13 protein-coding genes are annotated in these 20,278 nt (G+C 32.4%); 5 read left to right on the forward strand and 8 right to left on the reverse strand.

Annotation, left to right across the window (positions count from 1 at the left end; translation table 11 throughout):
• Nucleotides 1–27: 27 nt before the first annotated feature.
• The 4 genes from AWN65_RS13850 to AWN65_RS13865 all read right to left on the reverse strand — a co-directional run bounded on the left by AWN65_RS13850 (nucleotide 28) and on the right by AWN65_RS13865 (nucleotide 6,544).
• On the reverse strand, nucleotides 28–789 hold the full coding sequence (locus tag AWN65_RS13850; RefSeq protein WP_060383669.1) for a succinate dehydrogenase/fumarate reductase iron-sulfur subunit: 762 nt from the start codon (nucleotides 787–789) through the stop codon (nucleotides 28–30).
• A 93-nt stretch (nucleotides 790–882) separates the two neighbouring features.
• Entirely contained in the window at nucleotides 883–2,892 is a 2,010-nt protein-coding gene (locus AWN65_RS13855; RefSeq protein WP_060383670.1) for a fumarate reductase/succinate dehydrogenase flavoprotein subunit, read from the reverse strand.
• 19 nt (nucleotides 2,893–2,911) lie between these two features.
• Entirely contained in the window at nucleotides 2,912–3,742 is an 831-nt protein-coding gene (locus AWN65_RS13860) for a succinate dehydrogenase cytochrome b subunit (protein WP_060383671.1), read from the reverse strand.
• Nucleotides 3,743–3,880: 138 nt separating this feature from the next.
• Nucleotides 3,881–6,544 (reverse strand): VPS10 domain-containing protein, encoded by a 2,664-nt coding sequence (locus AWN65_RS13865; protein WP_060383672.1) that lies wholly within the window; start codon nucleotides 6,542–6,544, stop codon nucleotides 3,881–3,883.
• An 88-nt stretch (nucleotides 6,545–6,632) separates the two neighbouring features.
• Between AWN65_RS13865 and AWN65_RS13870 the strand changes: the two genes are divergently transcribed.
• The 4 genes from AWN65_RS13870 (at nucleotide 6,633) to AWN65_RS13885 (ending at nucleotide 10,690) form a co-directional block, all read left to right on the forward strand.
• On the forward strand, nucleotides 6,633–7,199 hold the full coding sequence (locus AWN65_RS13870; protein WP_060383673.1) for a Crp/Fnr family transcriptional regulator: 567 nt from the start codon (nucleotides 6,633–6,635) through the stop codon (nucleotides 7,197–7,199).
• Nucleotides 7,200–7,314: 115 nt separating this feature from the next.
• Nucleotides 7,315–8,607: an aminopeptidase P family protein gene (locus AWN65_RS13875; protein ID WP_060383674.1), complete on the forward strand. Its 1,293-nt coding sequence runs from the start codon at nucleotides 7,315–7,317 to the stop codon at nucleotides 8,605–8,607.
• A 196-nt stretch (nucleotides 8,608–8,803) separates the two neighbouring features.
• Complete coding sequence (locus AWN65_RS13880; protein ID WP_060383675.1) at nucleotides 8,804–9,871, forward strand: DUF2891 domain-containing protein; 1,068 nt, start codon at nucleotides 8,804–8,806, stop codon at nucleotides 9,869–9,871.
• A 36-nt stretch (nucleotides 9,872–9,907) separates the two neighbouring features.
• Nucleotides 9,908–10,690 carry an alpha/beta fold hydrolase gene (locus AWN65_RS13885; protein WP_060383676.1) on the forward strand — a complete coding sequence of 261 codons (783 nt, stop codon included), beginning with the start codon at nucleotides 9,908–9,910 and terminating at the stop codon, nucleotides 10,688–10,690.
• Here the strand turns inward: AWN65_RS13885 and AWN65_RS13890 are convergent.
• From AWN65_RS13890 to AWN65_RS13905, 4 genes are all read right to left on the reverse strand, one after another.
• On the reverse strand, nucleotides 10,687–13,446 hold the full coding sequence (locus AWN65_RS13890; RefSeq protein WP_060383677.1) for a PD-(D/E)XK nuclease family protein: 2,760 nt from the start codon (nucleotides 13,444–13,446) through the stop codon (nucleotides 10,687–10,689). The genes AWN65_RS13885 and AWN65_RS13890 overlap by 4 nt on opposite strands.
• A 62-nt stretch (nucleotides 13,447–13,508) precedes the next feature.
• A complete protein-coding gene (locus AWN65_RS13895; protein WP_060383678.1) occupies nucleotides 13,509–14,915 on the reverse strand; it encodes an OmpA family protein in 1,407 nt (468 codons plus the stop codon).
• 105 nt (nucleotides 14,916–15,020) lie between these two features.
• The gene (gene kbl / locus AWN65_RS13900) at nucleotides 15,021–16,214 is read right to left on the reverse strand and encodes a glycine C-acetyltransferase (RefSeq protein WP_060383679.1); all 1,194 of its coding nucleotides are present in this window, start codon (nucleotides 16,212–16,214) and stop codon (nucleotides 15,021–15,023) included.
• A gap of 78 nt (nucleotides 16,215–16,292) precedes the next feature.
• Entirely contained in the window at nucleotides 16,293–19,451 is a 3,159-nt protein-coding gene (locus AWN65_RS13905) for a UvrD-helicase domain-containing protein (RefSeq protein ID WP_060383680.1), read from the reverse strand.
• A 176-nt stretch (nucleotides 19,452–19,627) separates the two neighbouring features.
• Here AWN65_RS13905 and AWN65_RS13910 point away from each other — a divergent pair, with 176 nt between their 5' ends.
• The gene (locus tag AWN65_RS13910; RefSeq protein ID WP_060383681.1) at nucleotides 19,628–20,233 is read left to right on the forward strand and encodes a superoxide dismutase; all 606 of its coding nucleotides are present in this window, start codon (nucleotides 19,628–19,630) and stop codon (nucleotides 20,231–20,233) included.
• Nucleotides 20,234–20,278: the final 45 nt, after the last annotated feature.

Genomic DNA, 20,278 nt, shown 5'->3' on the forward strand with positions numbered 1-20,278 from the left:
AAGGGTTATAAACTTATGTTAAAGCGATTATTTCAAACTCGCTTTTAAGTATTCACTATTCATACGAGCGATATTTTCTAATGAAATACCTTTTGGACATTCGATTTCACAAGCACCTGTGTTTGTACAGTTACCGAATCCTTCTTCATCCATTTGACGTACCATGTTTAATACACGTTGGGTAGCCTCAACTTTTCCTTGTGGTAACAAAGCATATTGAGAAACTTTTGCCCCTACGAATAACATCGCAGAACCATTTTTACAAGTTGCCACACAAGCACCACAACCAATACATGCCGCAGCTTCGAAAGCTTTGTCAGCATCTACTTTAGGTACAGGAATTGTATTTGCATCAATCGTGTTACCAGAAGTGTTCACAGAAACGAATCCACCCGCTTGTTGGATACGGTCAAAAGCTGTTCTGTCTACTACTAAGTCTTTGATTACAGGGAAGGCTTTACTTCTCCATGGCTCTACATAAATTGTATCGCCATCGTTAAACATACGCATGTGTAACTGACATGTAGTAATTCCAGTGTCAGGACCGTGCGCACGACCATTGATAAACATAGAACACATTCCGCAAATACCTTCGCGACAATCGTGGTCAAAAGCAATAGGCTCTTTCTTTTCAACGATTAATTGCTCGTTTAATTGGTCCATCATTTCTAAGAATGAACTGTCTGTAGATACATTGTTTAATGAGTAATCTACCATTTGTCCTTTGTCAGAAGCTTTTTTCTGACGCCAAACTTTTAATTTTATATTGATGGTTTTCTTTGATGCCATAATTTTATTTTTTAAGTGATTAGTGACTAGTAAAAAGTGATTAGCACAATCTAAACTTCTATTTACTTTTCACTATTTACTTTTTACTATTTACTACTTATAATTACGAGCTGCAATTTTAATGTATTCGTATTTCAACTCTTCCTTATGTAACACCGATTGGTTGATGTCTGCTCCTTGATATTCCCATGCGCCTACGAATGAGAAGTTTTCATCATCACGTAAGGTTTCTCCTTCAGCATCTTGGTACTCTTCACGGAAGTGACCTCCACAAGATTCTTTACGTTGTAACGCATCCATTGCCATTAATTGACCTAACTCCATAAAGTCAGCTACACGTAATACTTTTTCTAGCTCCGTATTCATTTCATCAGCAGCTCCTGGAACATACACATCAGCATAGAACTCTTTACGTAACGCGTCAATTTCAGCAATGGCTTCTGTTAAGCCTTGAGCATTACGTCCCATACCTACTTTATTCCACATAATAAGTCCTAGTTTTTTATGGAAATAATCAACCGATTTAGAACCGTTATTATTTAAGAACGCATTGATTTGATCTCTAACATTTTTCTCTGCTTCAACGAATTCAGGTAAATCAGTAGAAATCTTACCTGTACGAATTTCATCTGCTAAATAGTTAGAAACTGTATAAGGTAATACAAAATAGCCGTCTGCTAAACCTTGCATTAAAGCGGATGCTCCTAAACGGTTTGCTCCGTGGTCAGAGAAGTTAGCTTCACCTGCTACGAAACATCCAGGAATAGTAGACTGTAAGTTATAATCAACCCATACACCACCCATAGTATAGTGTACTGCTGGGTAAATTTTCATTGGGGTTTCATAAGGATTTTCATCCGTAATTTTTTGGTACATGGTAAATAAGTTACCATATTTTTCTTCTAACCAAGCTTTCCCTAAAGTAATGATTTCTTCTTGAGAAGGATTATGATTTCCTTTTGCATAAGCAGCTTGTTTCCCTTTTGCAATTACTTCTGAAGCGAAATCTAAATAAACCCCTTCATTAGTGTCGTTAGCTTCGATACCAAAACCAGCATCACAACGCTCTTTTGCTGCACGAGAAGCTACGTCACGAGGTACTAAGTTACCAAACGCTGGGTATCTTCTTTCTAAGAAATAATCTCTATCTTCTTCTGCAATTTGAACGGGTTTTAATTTACCTTCACGGATAGCTTCTGCATCTTCTTTTTTCTTTGGAACCCAAATACGACCTGAGTTACGTAATGATTCTGACATTAACGTTAACTTCGATTGATTGGTTCCGTGTACTGGAATACAAGTAGGGTGAATTTGTACATAACAAGGGTTTGCAAAATAGGCTCCTTGTCTGTGGATTTTCCACGCTGCCGTTACGTTACTTCCCATCGCATTAGTAGATAAGAAATATACGTTACCGTATCCTCCCGATGCAATAATTACAGCGTGTGCTGAATGTCTTTCAATTTCACCAGTAATTAAGTTACGAGCAATGATACCACGTGCTTTACCATCTACTTTTACTAATTCTAACATTTCGTGACGGTTGTACATTTTAACACGTCCTAAACCGATTTGACGAGATAAAGCAGAATAAGCTCCTAATAATAATTGTTGTCCTGTTTGACCCGCAGCATAGAATGTACGTTGTACTTGTGTACCTCCGAATGAACGGTTGTCTAACATACCTCCGTATTCGCGAGCAAATGGAACTCCTTGTGCCACACATTGGTCGATGATATTACCTGAAACCTCAGCTAAACGGTGTACGTTAGCCTCACGAGCACGGTAATCTCCACCTTTGATCGTATCGTAGAATAAACGGTATACTGAGTCACCGTCATTTTGGTAATTTTTTGCTGCATTCACCCCTCCTTGTGCTGCAATAGAGTGCGCACGACGTGGTGAATCTTGGAAACAAAATGCTTTTACATTATATCCCATTTCTCCTAATGAAGCAGCAGCCGAAGCACCTGCTAAACCTGTACCAACCACGATAACATCGATTTTTGGACGGTTGTTTGGAGCAACTAATTTTAAATTATTTTTATGATTTGTCCATTTCTGAGAAATGTGACCTTCAGGTATTTTAGAATCTAACTTCATATCTTATATAGTAAGCTGATTATTTAACAAAGTGAATATAAACCGGAATGATAGCAAACAATAATGGAACGATGATTGCAAATAATTTTCCGAATGTTTTGATAGCTGGCGTGAATCCGTTGTTAACTCCTAACGATTGGAAAGCACTTTGGAATCCATGTAATAAGTGGAAAGCCAATACAGCCATAGCTAACACATATAAAATAGTAGCAATCAAACCAAAAGAAGGGTTTTTGAAGAACTCAATCGTGATTTTGTGTAAATCTTTGTAGCCTTCACCTACTTTGATGTTTGCCATTTTGTTGTAAATATCTTTCCCATTTTTGATTTCCATCCCTTGTTGCTCTAACAACATTTTGTCTGCTGGGAAAAACTGACCTGCTTGTGTACCAATGATGTAATCTGCTTTTTGCCCCATTTGTTCCACCGTAATGGTTTGTAATGGCATTTCAGAAAAGTGCATTTTAGCCCAAAAGTTTGCCATGTGTGTAATAATAAAAACTAAAATCAAGGTTCCTAAAACCGCCATGTTTCTTGAAGCTAAAGAACTGCTATTTTGAGGATTACTCATAGCATAAGCTACAGGACGTGCTTTTTTGTTTTGAATGGTTAACATAATCCCATCCACAGCATGGAACAAGATTGAAAAATAAGTTACATAAGAAAGTAATTTTACCGCTGGATTGGTAGTCATAAATAACGCATACTGATTAAACTGTAACGCATCGCCAAAGATTAGCTGTAAGTTACCCGCTAAATGACCAGCCAAAAACAAGCATAAAAATAAACCTGTAAGAGCCATCCAGTATTTTTTTGCAATAGATGACTTTAGAAGTGCAGATTTTGCCATAGTATTAGATTGATTGTATAGTTTTATAAAAAATCAAGCAAAAATAAAGGAATTTAGGGGTAAATACAACCCAGTAAATGTTATTTATAATGAATATAAAAAGGAGGTTTTTAAAAACCTCCTTTTTAAAACAGTAATTCATTCAGATGCTATAATTTCTACAATGGTTTCTTCTTTTATTCCCTCTGATTCTAAGATTAGTTGACAATTGGATATGGGTAAATAAAATTGATTATTTTTTGCTTTTGGGATTTTTATATTGGGATCTTTTTTCTTCCATTTTTCAACTATAGATTCTGGCAATTGAAAATTATAATCTATTTTGTTCAATCCTGGCATTGCTTCAATTTCTTGTGAAAAAACAATTTGATTAACGTTATTTTTTAGTTTTAATTCAACTTTTCTTATTTTGTTTGAATAAAACCAAAATTCTGTTTTAGGTTCAAATATCTTTTCCCAATTACTCCAAGCACTTCCCCAGTGTTCGCTTTTAAAAATTGGTTTTATTGGGCAAAGTATAATATCTTTCGCATGTATCTGGTCTTTTATTTGTTGTACTTTTTCTACATTTACTTTGTAAAGTGAACGTCCATGTGTTCCTATAACTAAATCATTTGATTTTTTTTGTAAAACTAGATCATGTATAGCAACTTTTGGCATACCTGATGTAAAATCTTGCCAGACTAAACCTCTATCTAAGGTAATGTATAAACCATTATCTGTTCCTACGTACAGAATATTTTCATTTTTATGATCTTCTATAATAACATTTACTGGACTATTTGGCATATTAGATGCGATAGCTTTCCAAGTTTGTCCATAATCATCTGAAATATAAATCATGGTTGTAAACACATCGTTTCTATATCCATTTAAAGTAGCATATACCCTTTCTTTAGTATGAATTGATGCTACTATTCTTGATACCCAAAAATTTTGGGGTAAAGAGTCGGATATTTTACGCCAACTAGCTCCTCCGTCTTTTGATATATGTATTAAACCGTCATCGCTACCTGTATATAGCAATCCAAATTGTAATTTACTTTCGGATATAGTGGTAATAGTACCAAAAGTTATGTTTCCTTCTTTAGCTCCTTTTGTTAAATCGGGTGAAATAATTTCCCATGTATCGCCTTGATTCATTGAACGATGTAAGAAATTAGAGCCCATATATAGTATATCTTGATTATGAGAAGATAATAAAATAGGGGTTTGCCAATTAAAACGATAAGGTTTTTCCTCTTTATTGGGTTTAGGTGTTATGCTTACTGATTTGTTTTTAGCTCTATCCATTCTTTGGTAATATCCAAATTGAGAACCTGTAATGATGATATTAGGGTTTCTATTATCAATCTGGACTTGCATTCCATCTCCTCCTGACAAAAACTGATACGGATATATCCCTTCTTGTTGCCAATCTAAAGAATGTTTATAATCATTAGGTCCAACCCAAACGCCATTATCTTGTAATCCTCCATATACGTTATAAGGTTCTTGTTCGTCTACATTTACAGTATAAAATTGACCTACTGCTTGATTATTACATTTTAACCAATTTTTTCCTGCATCGTATGAAATATTTACACCTCCATCATTTCCATTAATGATATGATTAGAATTATTAGGATTTATCCAAATTACATGATGATCTGCATGTACATTATCTCCTTGTATGGATCTAAATGTCTTCCCTCCATCTTCGGATAATATTATGGAAACACCTCCTGTAAAAATATGATTTGGATTTTTTTTATCTACCGAAATATTTGCAAAATAATAACCATAGGTATAGAATAAATCATCTATATATTTTTCATTTGTTTTTTCCCAGGTTTTTCCACCATCTTCTGTTTTATATACTTCTGCTCCTATTATCTCTGTTTCTAATAAGGTTTTGTTAAGGTCTTTTGGATTTATGTTTTGTAGACTAGGTCGTTTGTTTTGATTATCTAAAATAGCGTATATAACATTTTCATTGTACGAAGCTAGACCAATACGTCCTATACCTTCATTATGGGGAAATCCGTTATCTCCATTAGTCACACAATACCAAGTGGTGCCTCCATCCGTGCTTTTATAGATTCCAGAAGAGATACCACTACCTGAAAAGTTCCACGCTTTTCTATCACGTTGCCAGACGGAAGCGTATTGAATGGAAAAGTCATTAGGCGCATAAGTAACATCTATAACACCTGATTCATCATTTACAAATAATGTTTGCTTCCAGGTTTTGCCTCCATCGAGGGTTTTAAAAACACCTCTTTCATTATTTTTAGTATATAAATGACCAATAACTCCTACTATAATTTCATCTGAATTATCTGGATTTATAAGAATCTTACTGATATGATGTGATTCTTTTAATCCTACATTTTCCCAAGTTTTACCTTTGTCTTTAGATTTTAACAAGCCTATTCCTGCATAAGAAGAACGAGATGAATTAGCTTCCCCAGTACCTAACCAGATTGTTCCTGATCTCCAATCAACTGATACTGCTCCACAATTTTGTGTTGGAGCAGTATCTAAAATAGGTTCAAATGAGTTTCCATTATTATTTGTATACCAAAGTCCTCCTGAAGCATAAGCCACATAAAACTCCGTTGGGTTTTGAGGATTAACGGCAAGATCCACCACACGACCGCTCATAATAGTAGGGCCTATATTTTTTAAAATAAGCGATTTAAACCAAGAAGTTTTTTCTAATTCTTGTTTTTGTTTCCATGATTTATGAACTTCGTCACTATTTGTTTGTGTGTAAAGAATAGTTGACATAAACAAAAATAAAGGAATATAGAATTTCATTTTTTTATTGTTTTTAAGAATTTGTATAAAATTAATACAATAAACCTTTATAAATTTACAACTTGAAGAAGTTTAACTTTTATAGTCTATGGTTAAAACTAATAAACTACTTACTACAAATGATATTGATTTTTCAGATGTTATAAAACAATTTCAAAGTCATTTCAAACCACTATACTTAAAAAAGAATACGTTTTTTGTGGAACAAAACGAAATCTGTCGCTTTTTTTGTTTTATTACTTCTGGAATCTTACAACATGCTATAGAAATAGATCATGAAGAAAAAACAACTTATTTATCTCTAAAAAATACTTTTACAGCTTCTCTAAAGAGTTTTTTAACCCAAAGTCCTTCTCGAAAGCACATCAAAGCGCTTGTAAACACAGAACTATTGGTTATATCTTTAGAGGATTTTATGAAACTGAAAGAGGAAAATCCTGTTTTTAATCAATTTTATTATGATCTAATCGAAAGACAAAGTTGTCTAATAGATGATTATCGCATTGATTTATTAGCTTTAAGTCCAGAAGAACGATATAAGAAACTTTTAGAAAACGAACCTAAATTATTAAATGAAGTTCCTTTACATTACTTGTCCTCTTTTTTAGGAATTTCAAATAGGCACATGAGTAGAATAAGAAAGAATAGTTTATAAATAGCTGTAACAGATAGTCTTTTTTATAGCTAATATTAAAATTAAAAATTGCGCCATTTGGCTACTTATAAATAAAATCCGTTTGAGTACTTTTGGTTATCTAAAAAACATACAAATGAAATACTTACCAATAAACCGAGAGCTGTACATCAAAAATCGTAAAAACTTTATGGCTCAGATGAAATCAAACGGAGTAGCTGTATTTAATTCTAATGACATCTATCCTGTTAGTGCTGATAGTACTTTACCATTTGCACAACACCGTGATATTCTTTTTTTATCGGGTGTTGATCAAGAAGAAAGTATTCTAGTATTATTTCCTGATGCCCCTTATGAACATTTAAGAGAGATTTTATTTTTAAGAGAAACCAATGAGCATATTGCTATTTGGGAAGGAGAAAAATTAACTAAGGATCGTGCTTTTGAAATTTCAGGGATCAAATCTGTGTACTGGTTACAAGATTTCCATAAGGTATTGAAAGAGGTGATGATGTATGCGGATACAATGTACATTAACACAAACGAGCACTATCGGGCAAGTGTTGAAACAGAAACTCGTGAAGACCGCTTTATCAAATGGTGGAAAAACGAATATCCAGCGCATAAAGTTGAAAAATCAAATCCTATTCTACAAAGATTACGTTCTATAAAAGATTCTATTGAATTAGAATTAATACAAACTGCATGTAATATTACAGAAAAAGGAGTCCGTCGTATACTAGGTTTTGTAAAACCTGGCGTAACAGAGTATGAAATTGAGGCTGAATTTGCTCACGAGTTCTTACGAAACCGTTCTAAGGGTTTTGCTTATACGCCAATCATAGCTTCAGGAGCTAACGCTAATGTATTGCATTATATAGAAAACAACCAAATTTGTAAAGATGGCGATTTATTATTGTTAGATGTAGGGGCTGAATATGCTAATTATTCATCAGACTTGTCACGTACTATTCCTGTAAATGGTCGTTTTACTGAAAGACAAAAAGCTGTTTATAATGCTGTTTTAAAAGTAAAAAACGAAGCTACTAAATTATTGGTTCCAGGTGCTTTATGGAAAGAGTATCATGTAGAGGTTGGTAAAATAATGACATCTGAACTATTAGGCTTAGGTTTATTAGATAAAGCGGATGTGCAGAACGAAAATCCAGATTGGCCCGCTTATAAAAAATATTTTATGCATGGCACCTCACACCACATGGGACTAGACACCCATGACTATGGCTTGTTACACGAACCTATGCAAGCAAATATGGTATTTACTGTTGAACCAGGTATTTATATTCCAGCGGAAGGTTTTGGTATTCGTTTAGAAGATGATGTGGTTATTCAACCATCTGGTGAACCATTTAATTTAATGAAAAATATCCCTATTGAAGTGGATGAAATTGAGAGTTTGATGAATACTTAATTTTTAAATAACAAAAAAGGGAGGTGTCCTAAAAGAACGCAATCTTGTCATCTTGTATTAACAAAGAAAGGCTTGAACGAAGTGAACAAACGAATCACATAGTACTATCCGATCGTAGAAGTGACAAACTAGATGTTAACTTACACTTTTTAGACACCCCTTTTTTTATTTTTACCAAAATAAAAAAGCAATAGAAATGAAATATCTTGGAATTTTACTTATATTCTTAATCCCTTTTTCTTTACATTCTCAAGAAAAATTAACGCAAGATCTAGCTTTAAAGCTAAGTAAAATGCCATTGCATTGCATCAACACTCAATTTCCAAATAAAACTAATCATCTTTCAGATTCTGAGAAAGATGCTCTTTTATTGCCGAAAGATTTACACCCTTCCTTTTATGGTTGTTTGGATTGGCACAGTAGTGTACATGGTCATTGGATGTTGGTCAAACTTTTAAAAGATTTTCCGTCCATTGAAAACAAAAATGAAATAATCAATATTTTAAACCATTCTTTTCAAAAAGATAATATTCAAATAGAATCTGAATATTTTGGAAAATATACTGCTTCAAAAGGATTTGAAAGAACGTATGGTTGGGCTTGGCTTTTAAAATTAGATTTAGAATTAAGCACTTGGAATAACGATTTGGGGCAAAAATGGCATCAGGAATTACAGCCACTTACTCAAAAAATAGTAACCCTCTGGAAAGAATATTTACCCAAACAAACCTATCCTAATCGTACAGGAGTACACCCTAATACAGCTTTTGGATTATGTTTTGCTTATGATTGGGCTCATCACAACAAGGAACATGCTTTTTTAAATTTAATCATTAAAAAAAGCAATGATTTTTATTTAAAGAATATTCAAATACCATCACATTTAGAACCGGATGGTTCTGATTTTTTTTCACCAAGCTTACAAGCTGCTGACTTAATGACTAGAATACTTTCTATAAAAGAATATGAAACTTGGTTGGCAAAGTACTTAACAAAACAGGGTATAGAAAGACTATGCCAATCTCCTACTGTGAGTGATAGGAATGATTACCAAATAGTACATCTTGACGGATTGTCTTTTAGTCGTGCATGGAATATGAAAAAAATTGCCAAAAAATTACCCGATAATAACAAACTAAAGTTGAGGTTAAACACAACTGCTAACCAATTCATCAATAACTCTTTAAAGGTTATTTTTGATGGTGGGTATGGCGGGGAACATTGGTTGGCATCTTTTGCTATTTATGCTCTTTCTATAGAGTAATTAAAATTATAGATACTACTTTACTATTTTTGTAACATGAATTTCATTACTTACAAAAACACAAAAATTGCTTATTCCATTCAAGGAAACGGTTCAACTATAGTTTTACTCCATGGTTTTCTAGAAAATTCAAGCATGTGGGATTTTTACAAAGACGAGTTTTCTAAAGAATATCAAGTAGTTTGTATTGATTTATTAGGTCATGGAAAAACTGAATGTATAGGCTATATTCACACTATGGAGGATATGGCAGAAGTGGTATTTGCTATTTTATCTAGTTTAAGTATTAAAAAGGCAACTTTTGTAGGCCATTCCATGGGAGGATATGTTTCTTTAGCTTTTGCAGAAAAATACGCTGAAATGACAAGTGGTTTAGTCTTATTAAATGCTACAGCTTATGCTGATGATCACGAGCGCAAAATAAATCGTAATAGAGCCATCAAGATGGCACAAAAAGAATACAATTCTTTAATACAAATTTCTGTAGCAAATTTGTTTAGTACGGAAAACAGAGAACAACTTAGTAACGAAATAAACCAAGTAAAATTAGAAGCTCTTAAGACTCCTTTACAAGGTTATATTGCTTGTCAGGAAGGAATGAAAGCAAGAAAAAACCGTGTTAAGATTTTACAAACTGCATTCTATCCTACGTTACTCATTTTAGGTAAAAAAGACGGTATTCTTAATTACGATGAAAGTATTAAACAATTAGAAAATACTTCAACCGAATTAGTTACTTTGCCTGATGGACACATGAGTCATATTGAGAATAAAGGGGTGCTAGGTTCTATCCTAATAGATTTTTTTAAAAAATGTTAAACTATAGTTTCTTCAAAAGCTATTTCTTGATTCAAAATCAATAAAATCAGTTGAATTAATTCTGTTTTAAAACTTTCTAGAATTTCTGTTGTAATCTGGGTTTTAACTTCTTTTTCTACTTTGAGTCCGAAAGGCATAAAACCTGCTTTCATATTTTTAAATGATATAATTCCTACTTCTAAAGGAAATTCATTTAATTCTTTTTGATACATTAAGGCGTAACAGAGTAATTGGATAATTTTCTCATTTTTCAAATCAGTTGTCAAACCATCCCATAAAGTAATTTTAAGCGCGTTGGTTTCAACTTTTCCTGTTTTATAATCAATAATCCTTACTGTATTATTTCGAACCTCTATTCGATCTACATTTCCTGATAATTTGACAATATAGGGTAAACGAGGGTCTTGAATTTCAACTAGCAAAGTGGTTTCTAATTTTAGAACTTTTACTGCATCTCCTTCTTTTATATTCTTTTTTTCTTGTTTGAGAAAATTGGAAATATTTCGTTTAGCCACTTCATAGGCTAATAGATTTTTTCCTTTTTGCACCTCCCCTTCTTTATAAACTGCTTTGAATTGTTTGTAAACCTCATCATCAACAGAAATTAACATTTGTTGTATACTTTCTTCTGTTAGATATTTATCTAAATAAGGTTTATATAATTCCTCCAAAGTCTGATGAATAATAGTACCTAAAGTATTAAGTGCTATATTTTCTTCTACTTCTTCGCTTTCTCGGATTGATAAAATACGTTGAAAATAAAATTGAATAGGATTTCGCATATAAGCGGTTAAAGCAGATGGTGAAAAACCTTTATTGGAAGCAATTTCATATAATCGTTGCATTACTGCTTCTGATTTTTCAATTTTCAATGGTTGATAGGCAATGGTTGGAATTTCGGGTTGCATAGTTTTAAAAACCAACTGATGATTAGGTTGTTTTTCGACTTGTAATTGGGTTATAAATCGACTTTTTTCACCTCCATCTAAACCATCATTTTCTGTGTTGTAGATTAAAAAAATATTTTTAGCACGTAAGATCAAATGGTAAAAATGATACGTATAAATGGCATCTTTTTCTTTAAAGGTAGGCAAGCCTATTTCTCGCTTTACATCGTATGGAATAAAACTATTGGTAGATTTACCAGCGGGAAATTTTCCTTCATTCATAGAAGTGATGATAACTGTTTCAAAATCTAGAACACGGCTTTCTAATACTCCCATTATTTGTAAACCTGACAAGGGTTCTCCTTCAAAAGAAACTTCTGCTAAATCAATTATTTGTTTATAAATAGAGTATAATGCAACTGGTGATTGTACAAAATCATTTTTTTCGCAATAGGAAATCAATTTATTCATTACTTTATAGATGGCATATAAGAATGTCTTGGTAATTTTATCTTCTTGTGTATTATCAGAAAGACATTGTTTTATATGTAATAATATAAGACCTAATCGCTGAGCAATAACCAATGCTTTTCCGTCCCATCTTTCAAATAATAAATTAAATAAATCGGATGAATTAGTATGAAGAGTGAGTAAACGTTCTTGGGTAATAAAAGTAAGATTATTCTTTTTTATTATTTGAATTAAGTCTTTTGCTTTTAAAAAACTCTCAATAATAGGATTTGATAAAATGTCTAGTATATCTTTATAATAAAACACATAACTAGTAGCATTTCGTTGAATAGCATTAGTGTGCATTTTAAAAAGCTTGTTCAATAAAATTTGTATTGGGTTATTACGCGCAGAGTATCCCATTGTAATATTTAAACTTGAAACCTCTTCAGGTAATGAATGCAAGGTGGGAACTAATAAATTTTCATCTCCTAAAACCAAAGCTACTTTATTTAGTGAGTTGGGATCTGTACTTACTATATTTTGAATAATATTAGATACAATTTTAGACTGCCCAATTGATTTTGATGAACCGATGATTTCTATTTTTTTTTCTTGTGAAAACTCATCTATAATCCAATCCAAAGGATTGTTTTTATAATGTCCCCATTGCATTTTAAATTTACGAATGAAGAGACCTGCATCGTGATGTGGATCGTTTAAAAAAACACGATCTATATCCCAAAGAATTTCAGCTTTATCAATGGCCACCAAGTGTTGAATTATTTTTTCTTCTGCTTGATTAAGTGCGTTAAATCCTGCGAAGATTAGTTTTTGTGCTTTCAGTTGTTGCGCAAAAAATTCTAAGTTTTCAACGGCTTCTTTATAAATTAATCCTTGATAACCAACTCCTTTAGACAGGAGTGATTCATAATATTTTTGATAATAATTAGGGACTTTATCCCAAAATAAAATTTGTTTATGAATTAGTTCTGTTTTTTGATTGGGTTCTAAATTCCAACGTTTTAAAACTTCTATTTCTTTTAAATAAGAAAACACATAATTGGGTTTGATCAAATAGCGATCAATTTCGTTAAAATCTTGTAATAGGATTTTGGCCCAATTAGAAAACTGTTCAAAATCTTGTTGTTCATCTATTGGGGTTATTTCAAGATAAATATCATAAAAAGCAAATAGTAACTCAATATTGTCTAGGGGACGGATTCCTGCTAAGTCTTGTATAAATTCTTCAATACTTATAATAGTGGGTGCAAAGGCATATTGGGAAAAATATTGTTTTATTTTGTCTAATAAAAAGACTCTTGCTCTTTTATTAGGTAAAACTATTACAATATTTTCTAAATCGTTTGAATATTTATTAAAAAGGAAAAGAGTTAGCTTATCGAGAAACGTAATCATGCGATAAAAATAAAAAAACGCCTCGAAAATTGAGGCGTTTTTAAAGAATATTATAAAGAAAATTATTTTACTAATTTCACTTCAACTCTTCTGTTTAAAGCTTTGTTTGCTTTAGTAGTGTTAGGAGCTACTGGTTTAGTATCACCATAACCTTCTGAAGTTAAACGATCAGCAGCAATACCTTTAGACTCTAAGTAAGATTTAACAGCTGCTGCTCTTTCTTTAGATAATTGTAGGTTTTTATCTTTTTTACCTACGTTATCTGTATGCCCTTCAATAGAGAATTTAGAGCTTGGGTACTCGTTTAAGATAGCTGACATAGCTTCTAAAACTGGGAATGTTTGTTGTTGGAAACTAGCTTTACCTGTATCGAATAAGATTGTTTTAGCATAGTCATTTAATTTTTTAACAACTTCTTCGCTTACTTCTGGACAACCATTGTTAGCTACAGTACCTTTAACTGATGGACATTTATCGTCTTTATCTAAAACTGAGTCACCATCAGTATCTGGCCAAGGACAACCTGCGTTATCTCTAGGACCTGCTTGGTTAGGACATTTATCTTTGTTATCAGCTACGCCATCACCATCAGCATCAGGACAACCTTGTAAGTTAGCTAAACCTTTAACTTCTGGACAAGCGTCATCTTTATCAGCGATACCATCACCATCACCATCAGGACAACCGTTTAATTCTTTTAAACCAGCTACATCTGGACAAGCATCATCTTTATCTTGGATACCGTCTTTATCTGTGTCAGGACAACCGTTGAATTCTTTTAAACCGGCTACATCTGGACAAGCATCGTATTTATCATAGATACCGTCATTATCTGTATCTTTACCTCCGAATTGGAAAGTTAAACCTGCCATATTTTGGAATACTGAAGGAACATCAACTCTATCAGCAAAAGATTTTTTGTATGTAGTACTAAAAGAAAGACCTACTTGTTCAGTTAACCAAAAAGTTAATCCTGCTCCAGCATTTGCATTTCCTCCAGATGATTTTCCAAAGAAAGTGTATCCACCACCTAAGTGTAAAGATGGATCAAACCATTTTACTCCAATTAGGTTTTTGAAGCTATAACCAATTTTACCATCAATTCCGTAATACATTACGTCTGGATTAGCAACTTGTATAGATTGGTTTCTATCAACATAGTCAAACTTGGTGATTTTGTTAACAGATCCGATTACTCCAAACGACCAGTTTCCTCCTACGTTTCTAGTAACAGATAAATAAGAAACAGATGGAATAATATTTTGGTCTCTGTCAAAATGTCTGAAACCAGCAAATTTATCTAAGAATCCTTCCTTAGAATCAAAAGCTCCCTCTGGTCCAGCACTCGTTCTAGTGTCTACAGAATTCACACCGAATGATATCGCCCATGGATTATCACTGCTCTGTGCATTAGCACCTAGACCAGCAACCATCATCATAGAAACAAAAAGTTTGTTAACATGTTTCATACTAAATTTTTATTTGATTACAATACGTTATTGTCAGCAAATGTAATAGATAGGTACTTAATTACAAAATCTATTTCAAAAAAAATACAGGTATTAGTAATTTTTCTACAGTATTATTTTTAATTCTTTACCTACTTTGATAAAAGATTTTATGGCCTTATCTAAGTGTTCTTTGGTGTGTCCAGCTGATAGCTGTACTCTAATACGTGCTTTATCTTTAGGCACTACTGGATAGAAAAAACCTATAACATAAATACCTTCTTCTAATAATTTATCTGCCATGGTTTGTGACAACTTAGCATCATATAACATAACAGGTACTATTGCAGAATCTCCGTCTATAATATCAAATCCTGCTTTTTTCATTCCTTCTTTGAAATAATTAGTGTTCCATTCTAATTGATCGCGCAATGAGGTATCTTTTTCTAATAATTCAAAAACTTTTAAAGAAGCTCCTACAATGGCTGGAGACAATGAATTTGAAAATAAATAAGGTCTTGAACGCTGGCGTAAAATTTCGATAACTTCTTTTTTAGCTGTTGTATAGCCTCCCATTGCACCACCTAAAGCTTTTCCTAAAGTTCCTGTAATAATATCCACACGTCCCATTACGTCTTTAGCTTCTAAAGTACCTTTACCTGTTTGCCCTATAAAACCTGCCGCATGACATTCGTCTACCATTACCATTGCATCGTATTGCTCTGCTAAATCACAAATTTTATCTAAAGGTGCTACTAATCCATCCATAGAAAAAACACCATCTGTTACGATTAGTTTAAATCTATGACCTGCTTCATTTGCTTTTTTTAACTGTTGCTCTAAATCCGCCATATTGTTATTTTCATAACGATAACGGGCAGCCTTACATAAACGTACTCCATCAATAATAGAGGCATGATTTAAACTATCTGATATGATACAATCTTGTTCACTTAATAAGGGTTCAAAAACACCTCCATTTGCATCAAATGCTGCCGCGTATAAAATAGTATCTTCTGTTCCGTAAAATTTAGCAATAGCAGCTTCTAAATCTTTATGAATATCTTGTGTCCCACAAATAAAACGAACAGATGACATACCAAATCCATGTGTATCTAATGCGTCTTTAGCTGCTTGTACAACTTCAGGATGTGATGATAATCCTAAATAATTATTAGCACAGAAATTAAGAACTGTTTTACCATTTACTGTTATTTCTGCTCCTTGTGGCGAGGTAATAATTCTTTCTTTTTTATACAATCCATTAGCTTCTATGCTTGCTAATTCTTCTTTTAAAAAATCTTTAATCTTTCCGTACATATTTTTAAGTTCAAAGTTTTAAGTACAATGCTGAGATGTATTTTGGTTACAAAAAAATCTTCAACTTTCTTTTTTAAGCTACAAATTTACCACTTCCACCTTTTCACCAACATAAACCAGTGATTTTTTTTCGATTTGATATCCCATTTCACTTAATGCTTTTTCATAATCCAGAAGTTGTTGAATATATTTTGGATGAGGTGTACCTGTTTTATAATCCAACAAAAAAGCTTTGTTTTTATTTATAACTATTCTATCGGGGATATGATTTGACTCGCCTTTTTTTAGAATTGCTTTTTCATTATATACCACAACATCTTGAGTAAAAAAAACTGCTAATTCGGGATGTTCTATTATTTCTGTCAAAGTCGTTTTTATTTGATCTTCTTGTGATTTAATAATCAAACCATTTTCAACGGCTTTAATTAGGGCAAGTTCTATATCATTTTTTGTTTTTATGTACGATAATATTTCATGCAAAGTATTACCAAATTCTATAGCTTCTAGCTGTTTACTTCCCCACATCATAGCTTCTCGTTGAGCAATCTTAATAGCATCTGTATTAATTGTGGTTGTTATAGGCGGAATAACTTCTACTGGATTGACTATAGAATGTGCAGTAGATACTCGTTCTGGATTTCCAAAGTTGTATGATTGTTTTTCTTTATCAAATTCTTCTTGGCTTTCAACATATTCTATAAAAAAGGAAGCTAAAGTATTAGGTAAATTTCCTTGTTTGTTCCGTTCTTTCCATGAGGATATAATATATAATTGCTCTTCAGGTCTGGTTAAGGCCACATAAAGGACATTTATATTATCTAACAAATCTTCTTGTATTTTTTGTTGATATACTTCAAAAGCTTTTAAACCATAATTTGTAACTTTACTAGATTTATCTATCAAGAACTTTTCTACTTCTTTTGTTTCTTCTGGCGCATCTAGCCACATTTTTTCTCGTTTGTTCCGACTGTAATTTTCATCCGCAAAAGGAAAAATAACGACTGGAAATTCCAATCCTTTTGATTTATGTATTGTCATAATCCGGATTGCATTAGCTCCTTCTGATGTGGGTACACTTAACTTGTGCCCATTTTTTTCCCAATAATGTAGAAAATCAGGTATTGAAAATTGATTTTTTACATCTTTTTCTAATACAATATCTAGGAAATACTGTACATAAGCATTGTTTTTTTTTGCAGGAATGCCGTTTAAAATAATGTGTTCAACTAATTCGTATAACGATTTGCGGCGTATATTTTTAAAATCAATTGTTATTTGAAAATCTACTAACCATTTTTGTAATATTTCCTCATCTAATTTTTTTATTCCTTCTGCTATAAAATCATGGATAGGCAATACTGTATTAAATTCTGTAGCTAAGTAATACAATGCTAAGGCTAATGCTTCTCGATCTTTTGTATTGGTAAGATAGCGAAGCATATTTAACAAAAACTGTACTTCCGAAGCTGTTTCGAGTAATAAACTTTCTGAAGAAATAACAGGTATATCTTGTTTGGTTAAATAATTAGCTAACAAAACACCTTTATTGTTACTTCTAACCAAAATAACTATTTCATTATAAGAGTATCCTTTTTGTTGAATTTCTAAAATAGTTTGCCAAGTCTTCTTTAGATACAAATCATCTTGCGAGATTTCTTCCTCATCGTCTAAGTTTATATCTGTTGCTTTAGGTAAAAAATGAATACTTACAAAACCTCCTTTTTTATTTTTAGTTTTCTGAAAACTTTTGTTTTCATATAAGTCTTTATAAGAATCTTCCTCAAACTTGAAAGATAAATGCTTAAAAAAAGCGTTATTAAAGTAAATTATATTTTCGCAACTTCTATAATTGGTATCTAAATCTACTACCCTTTTATCTTTATTACTGAAAGGGTTGGTTTGATGGGCTAAACTGATAAACTGTTCTGCTTTTCCGCCTCTCCAACGATAGATAGACTGCTTGGGATCGCCCACTAGAAGTAACGATCCTCGTACACCTTGCAAATCTTCACTTGAAAGAGCATTATCTATCAAAGGAATTAGATTTTGCCATTGCATTTCAGATGTATCTTGAAACTCGTCTATAAAAAAATGTTTATATTTTTCTCCCAGACGCTCATATATAAAGGGTGCAGGTTGGTTCTGAATTTGTTCATTAATTAATTTATTAAATTCTGCAATTGACAAGATTTGTTGGTCTTCTTGTATACTTTTTAATTGATTACTAACCGTGTTTAATAAAGATAAAGGTGTAATATTTTTTAAAAAAGCATCATATAGATCTTTCTTTTGAAATTGATTATAAATACCTTCTAAGACTTTTAATAATTCAGGAATACAAGATTCTATAAGGGTTTTATCTTTAGCTGCTTTATTAACTTTTATGTCATCAAATTCATGATAGGTTTTATTAGTTGGGTTAAATTTTCCTTCTGCTATTCCCTGTATATGTTTTGGAAAATGTCCTGCTGAAAATGATTTTAAATCAATTCCTTTATTTTCAATCCATTCTAATAATAAAGCTGCTTGACTCTTTGTTTCTTGAAGAATCCTTTCACATTGTTCTAACAAACGATTTCTTAACACTACAAAGTCTTGAATAGACTTATCTTTTAGTAGGGCTATTTCTTCTCGACTGTTTTCATTTGTAATTAATTTTCCTGTATTAAAAATTTCATTAGACACATCCCAAGATTTATCATCATCTGTCTTTTCCATTGTAAAATCAACCAACAACTTAGTTAATTCTGGATCATTACCCGCTTGGGCTACTATGGCATCTACGGCTTCTTGAAGTAAATTATCTGTATCTAAAGAAACCTCAAAAGTTATGGGTAAATTCAAATCAATTGCAAACGAACGGATTACTTTATGTGTAAACTTGTCAATCGTTGAAATATCAAAAGCGGCATAATTGTGAATTAGGTTTTTAATAATTGTTTGTGCTTTTGTTGTAATTTGATTTAGACTTAATCCTGTATCAGCCGCAATGTCTTGCATCAGATCAAGTGTTTTAGGAGCTGGATTATTGCTGGTAAAATCAAAAAGACTATTTACAATTCTGCTTTTCATTTCATGAACAGCTTTATTGGTAAAAGTAATAGCTAGAATATTTCGATACGCATCTTCTTTTGAGGATAATAAAATAATTTTCAAATATTCTTTAACTAGAGTATATGTTTTACCTGCTCCTGCTGATGCGTTATAAATAGTGAAAGCGGAATTTTGTCTAGTCATTTAAAAAAAATTAAAAAGAATATTTTATCTACTCTTAATTTCATAAGCAGATAAAACACTGATAAAAAAGTAGTTAAATACTATTTAGTAAGAAATAAATAATAACTATTTCTTTATCCAAAGTTAATTGATTAATTTTGATTTCAAATTTATTAATTATTTAAAACAATAATATTATGGCATTTGAATTACCGCAATTACCTTACGCATACGATGCGTTAGAACCTCATATTGATGCGAGAACTATGGAAATACACCATACAAAACACCATAATGCTTACACGACTAACTTAAATGCAGCAGTTGCTGGCACTGAATTAGAAGGTAAGTCAATAGAAGAAATCCTGAAAAATTTAGATATGACAAAAGCTGCCATTCGTAATAATGGAGGTGGTTTTTACAATCACAACTTATTCTGGACTGTGATGTCTCCAAATGGTGGTGGAGAGCCTACAGGCGAATTAGCTGAAGCTATTGATTCAGCTTTTGGAAGTTTTGCTGCATTTAAAGAGGCTTTTACAAAAGCAGGTGCTACACAATTCGGTTCAGGGTGGGCTTGGTTATGTGTAAAAGAAGGCAAATTAGAGGTTTGTGCAACAGCTAACCAAGACAATACATTAATGCCAGGTATAGGTTGTGGCGGCACACCAATCTTAGGAATGGATGTATGGGAACATGCTTATTACCTAAACTATCAAAACCGTCGTCCTGATTATATGGAAGCTTTTTTTAATGTAATTAATTGGGCAGAAGTAACCAAACGTTATAACGAAGCAAAATAAAACAAAAAGGGTGTCCGAAAAATCAAAAGTGCACGATCTTGCCTT

It is taken from the genome of Flavobacterium covae (genome assembly GCF_001534645.1).
Classification (GTDB): Bacteria; Bacteroidota; Bacteroidia; order Flavobacteriales; family Flavobacteriaceae; genus Flavobacterium; species Flavobacterium covae.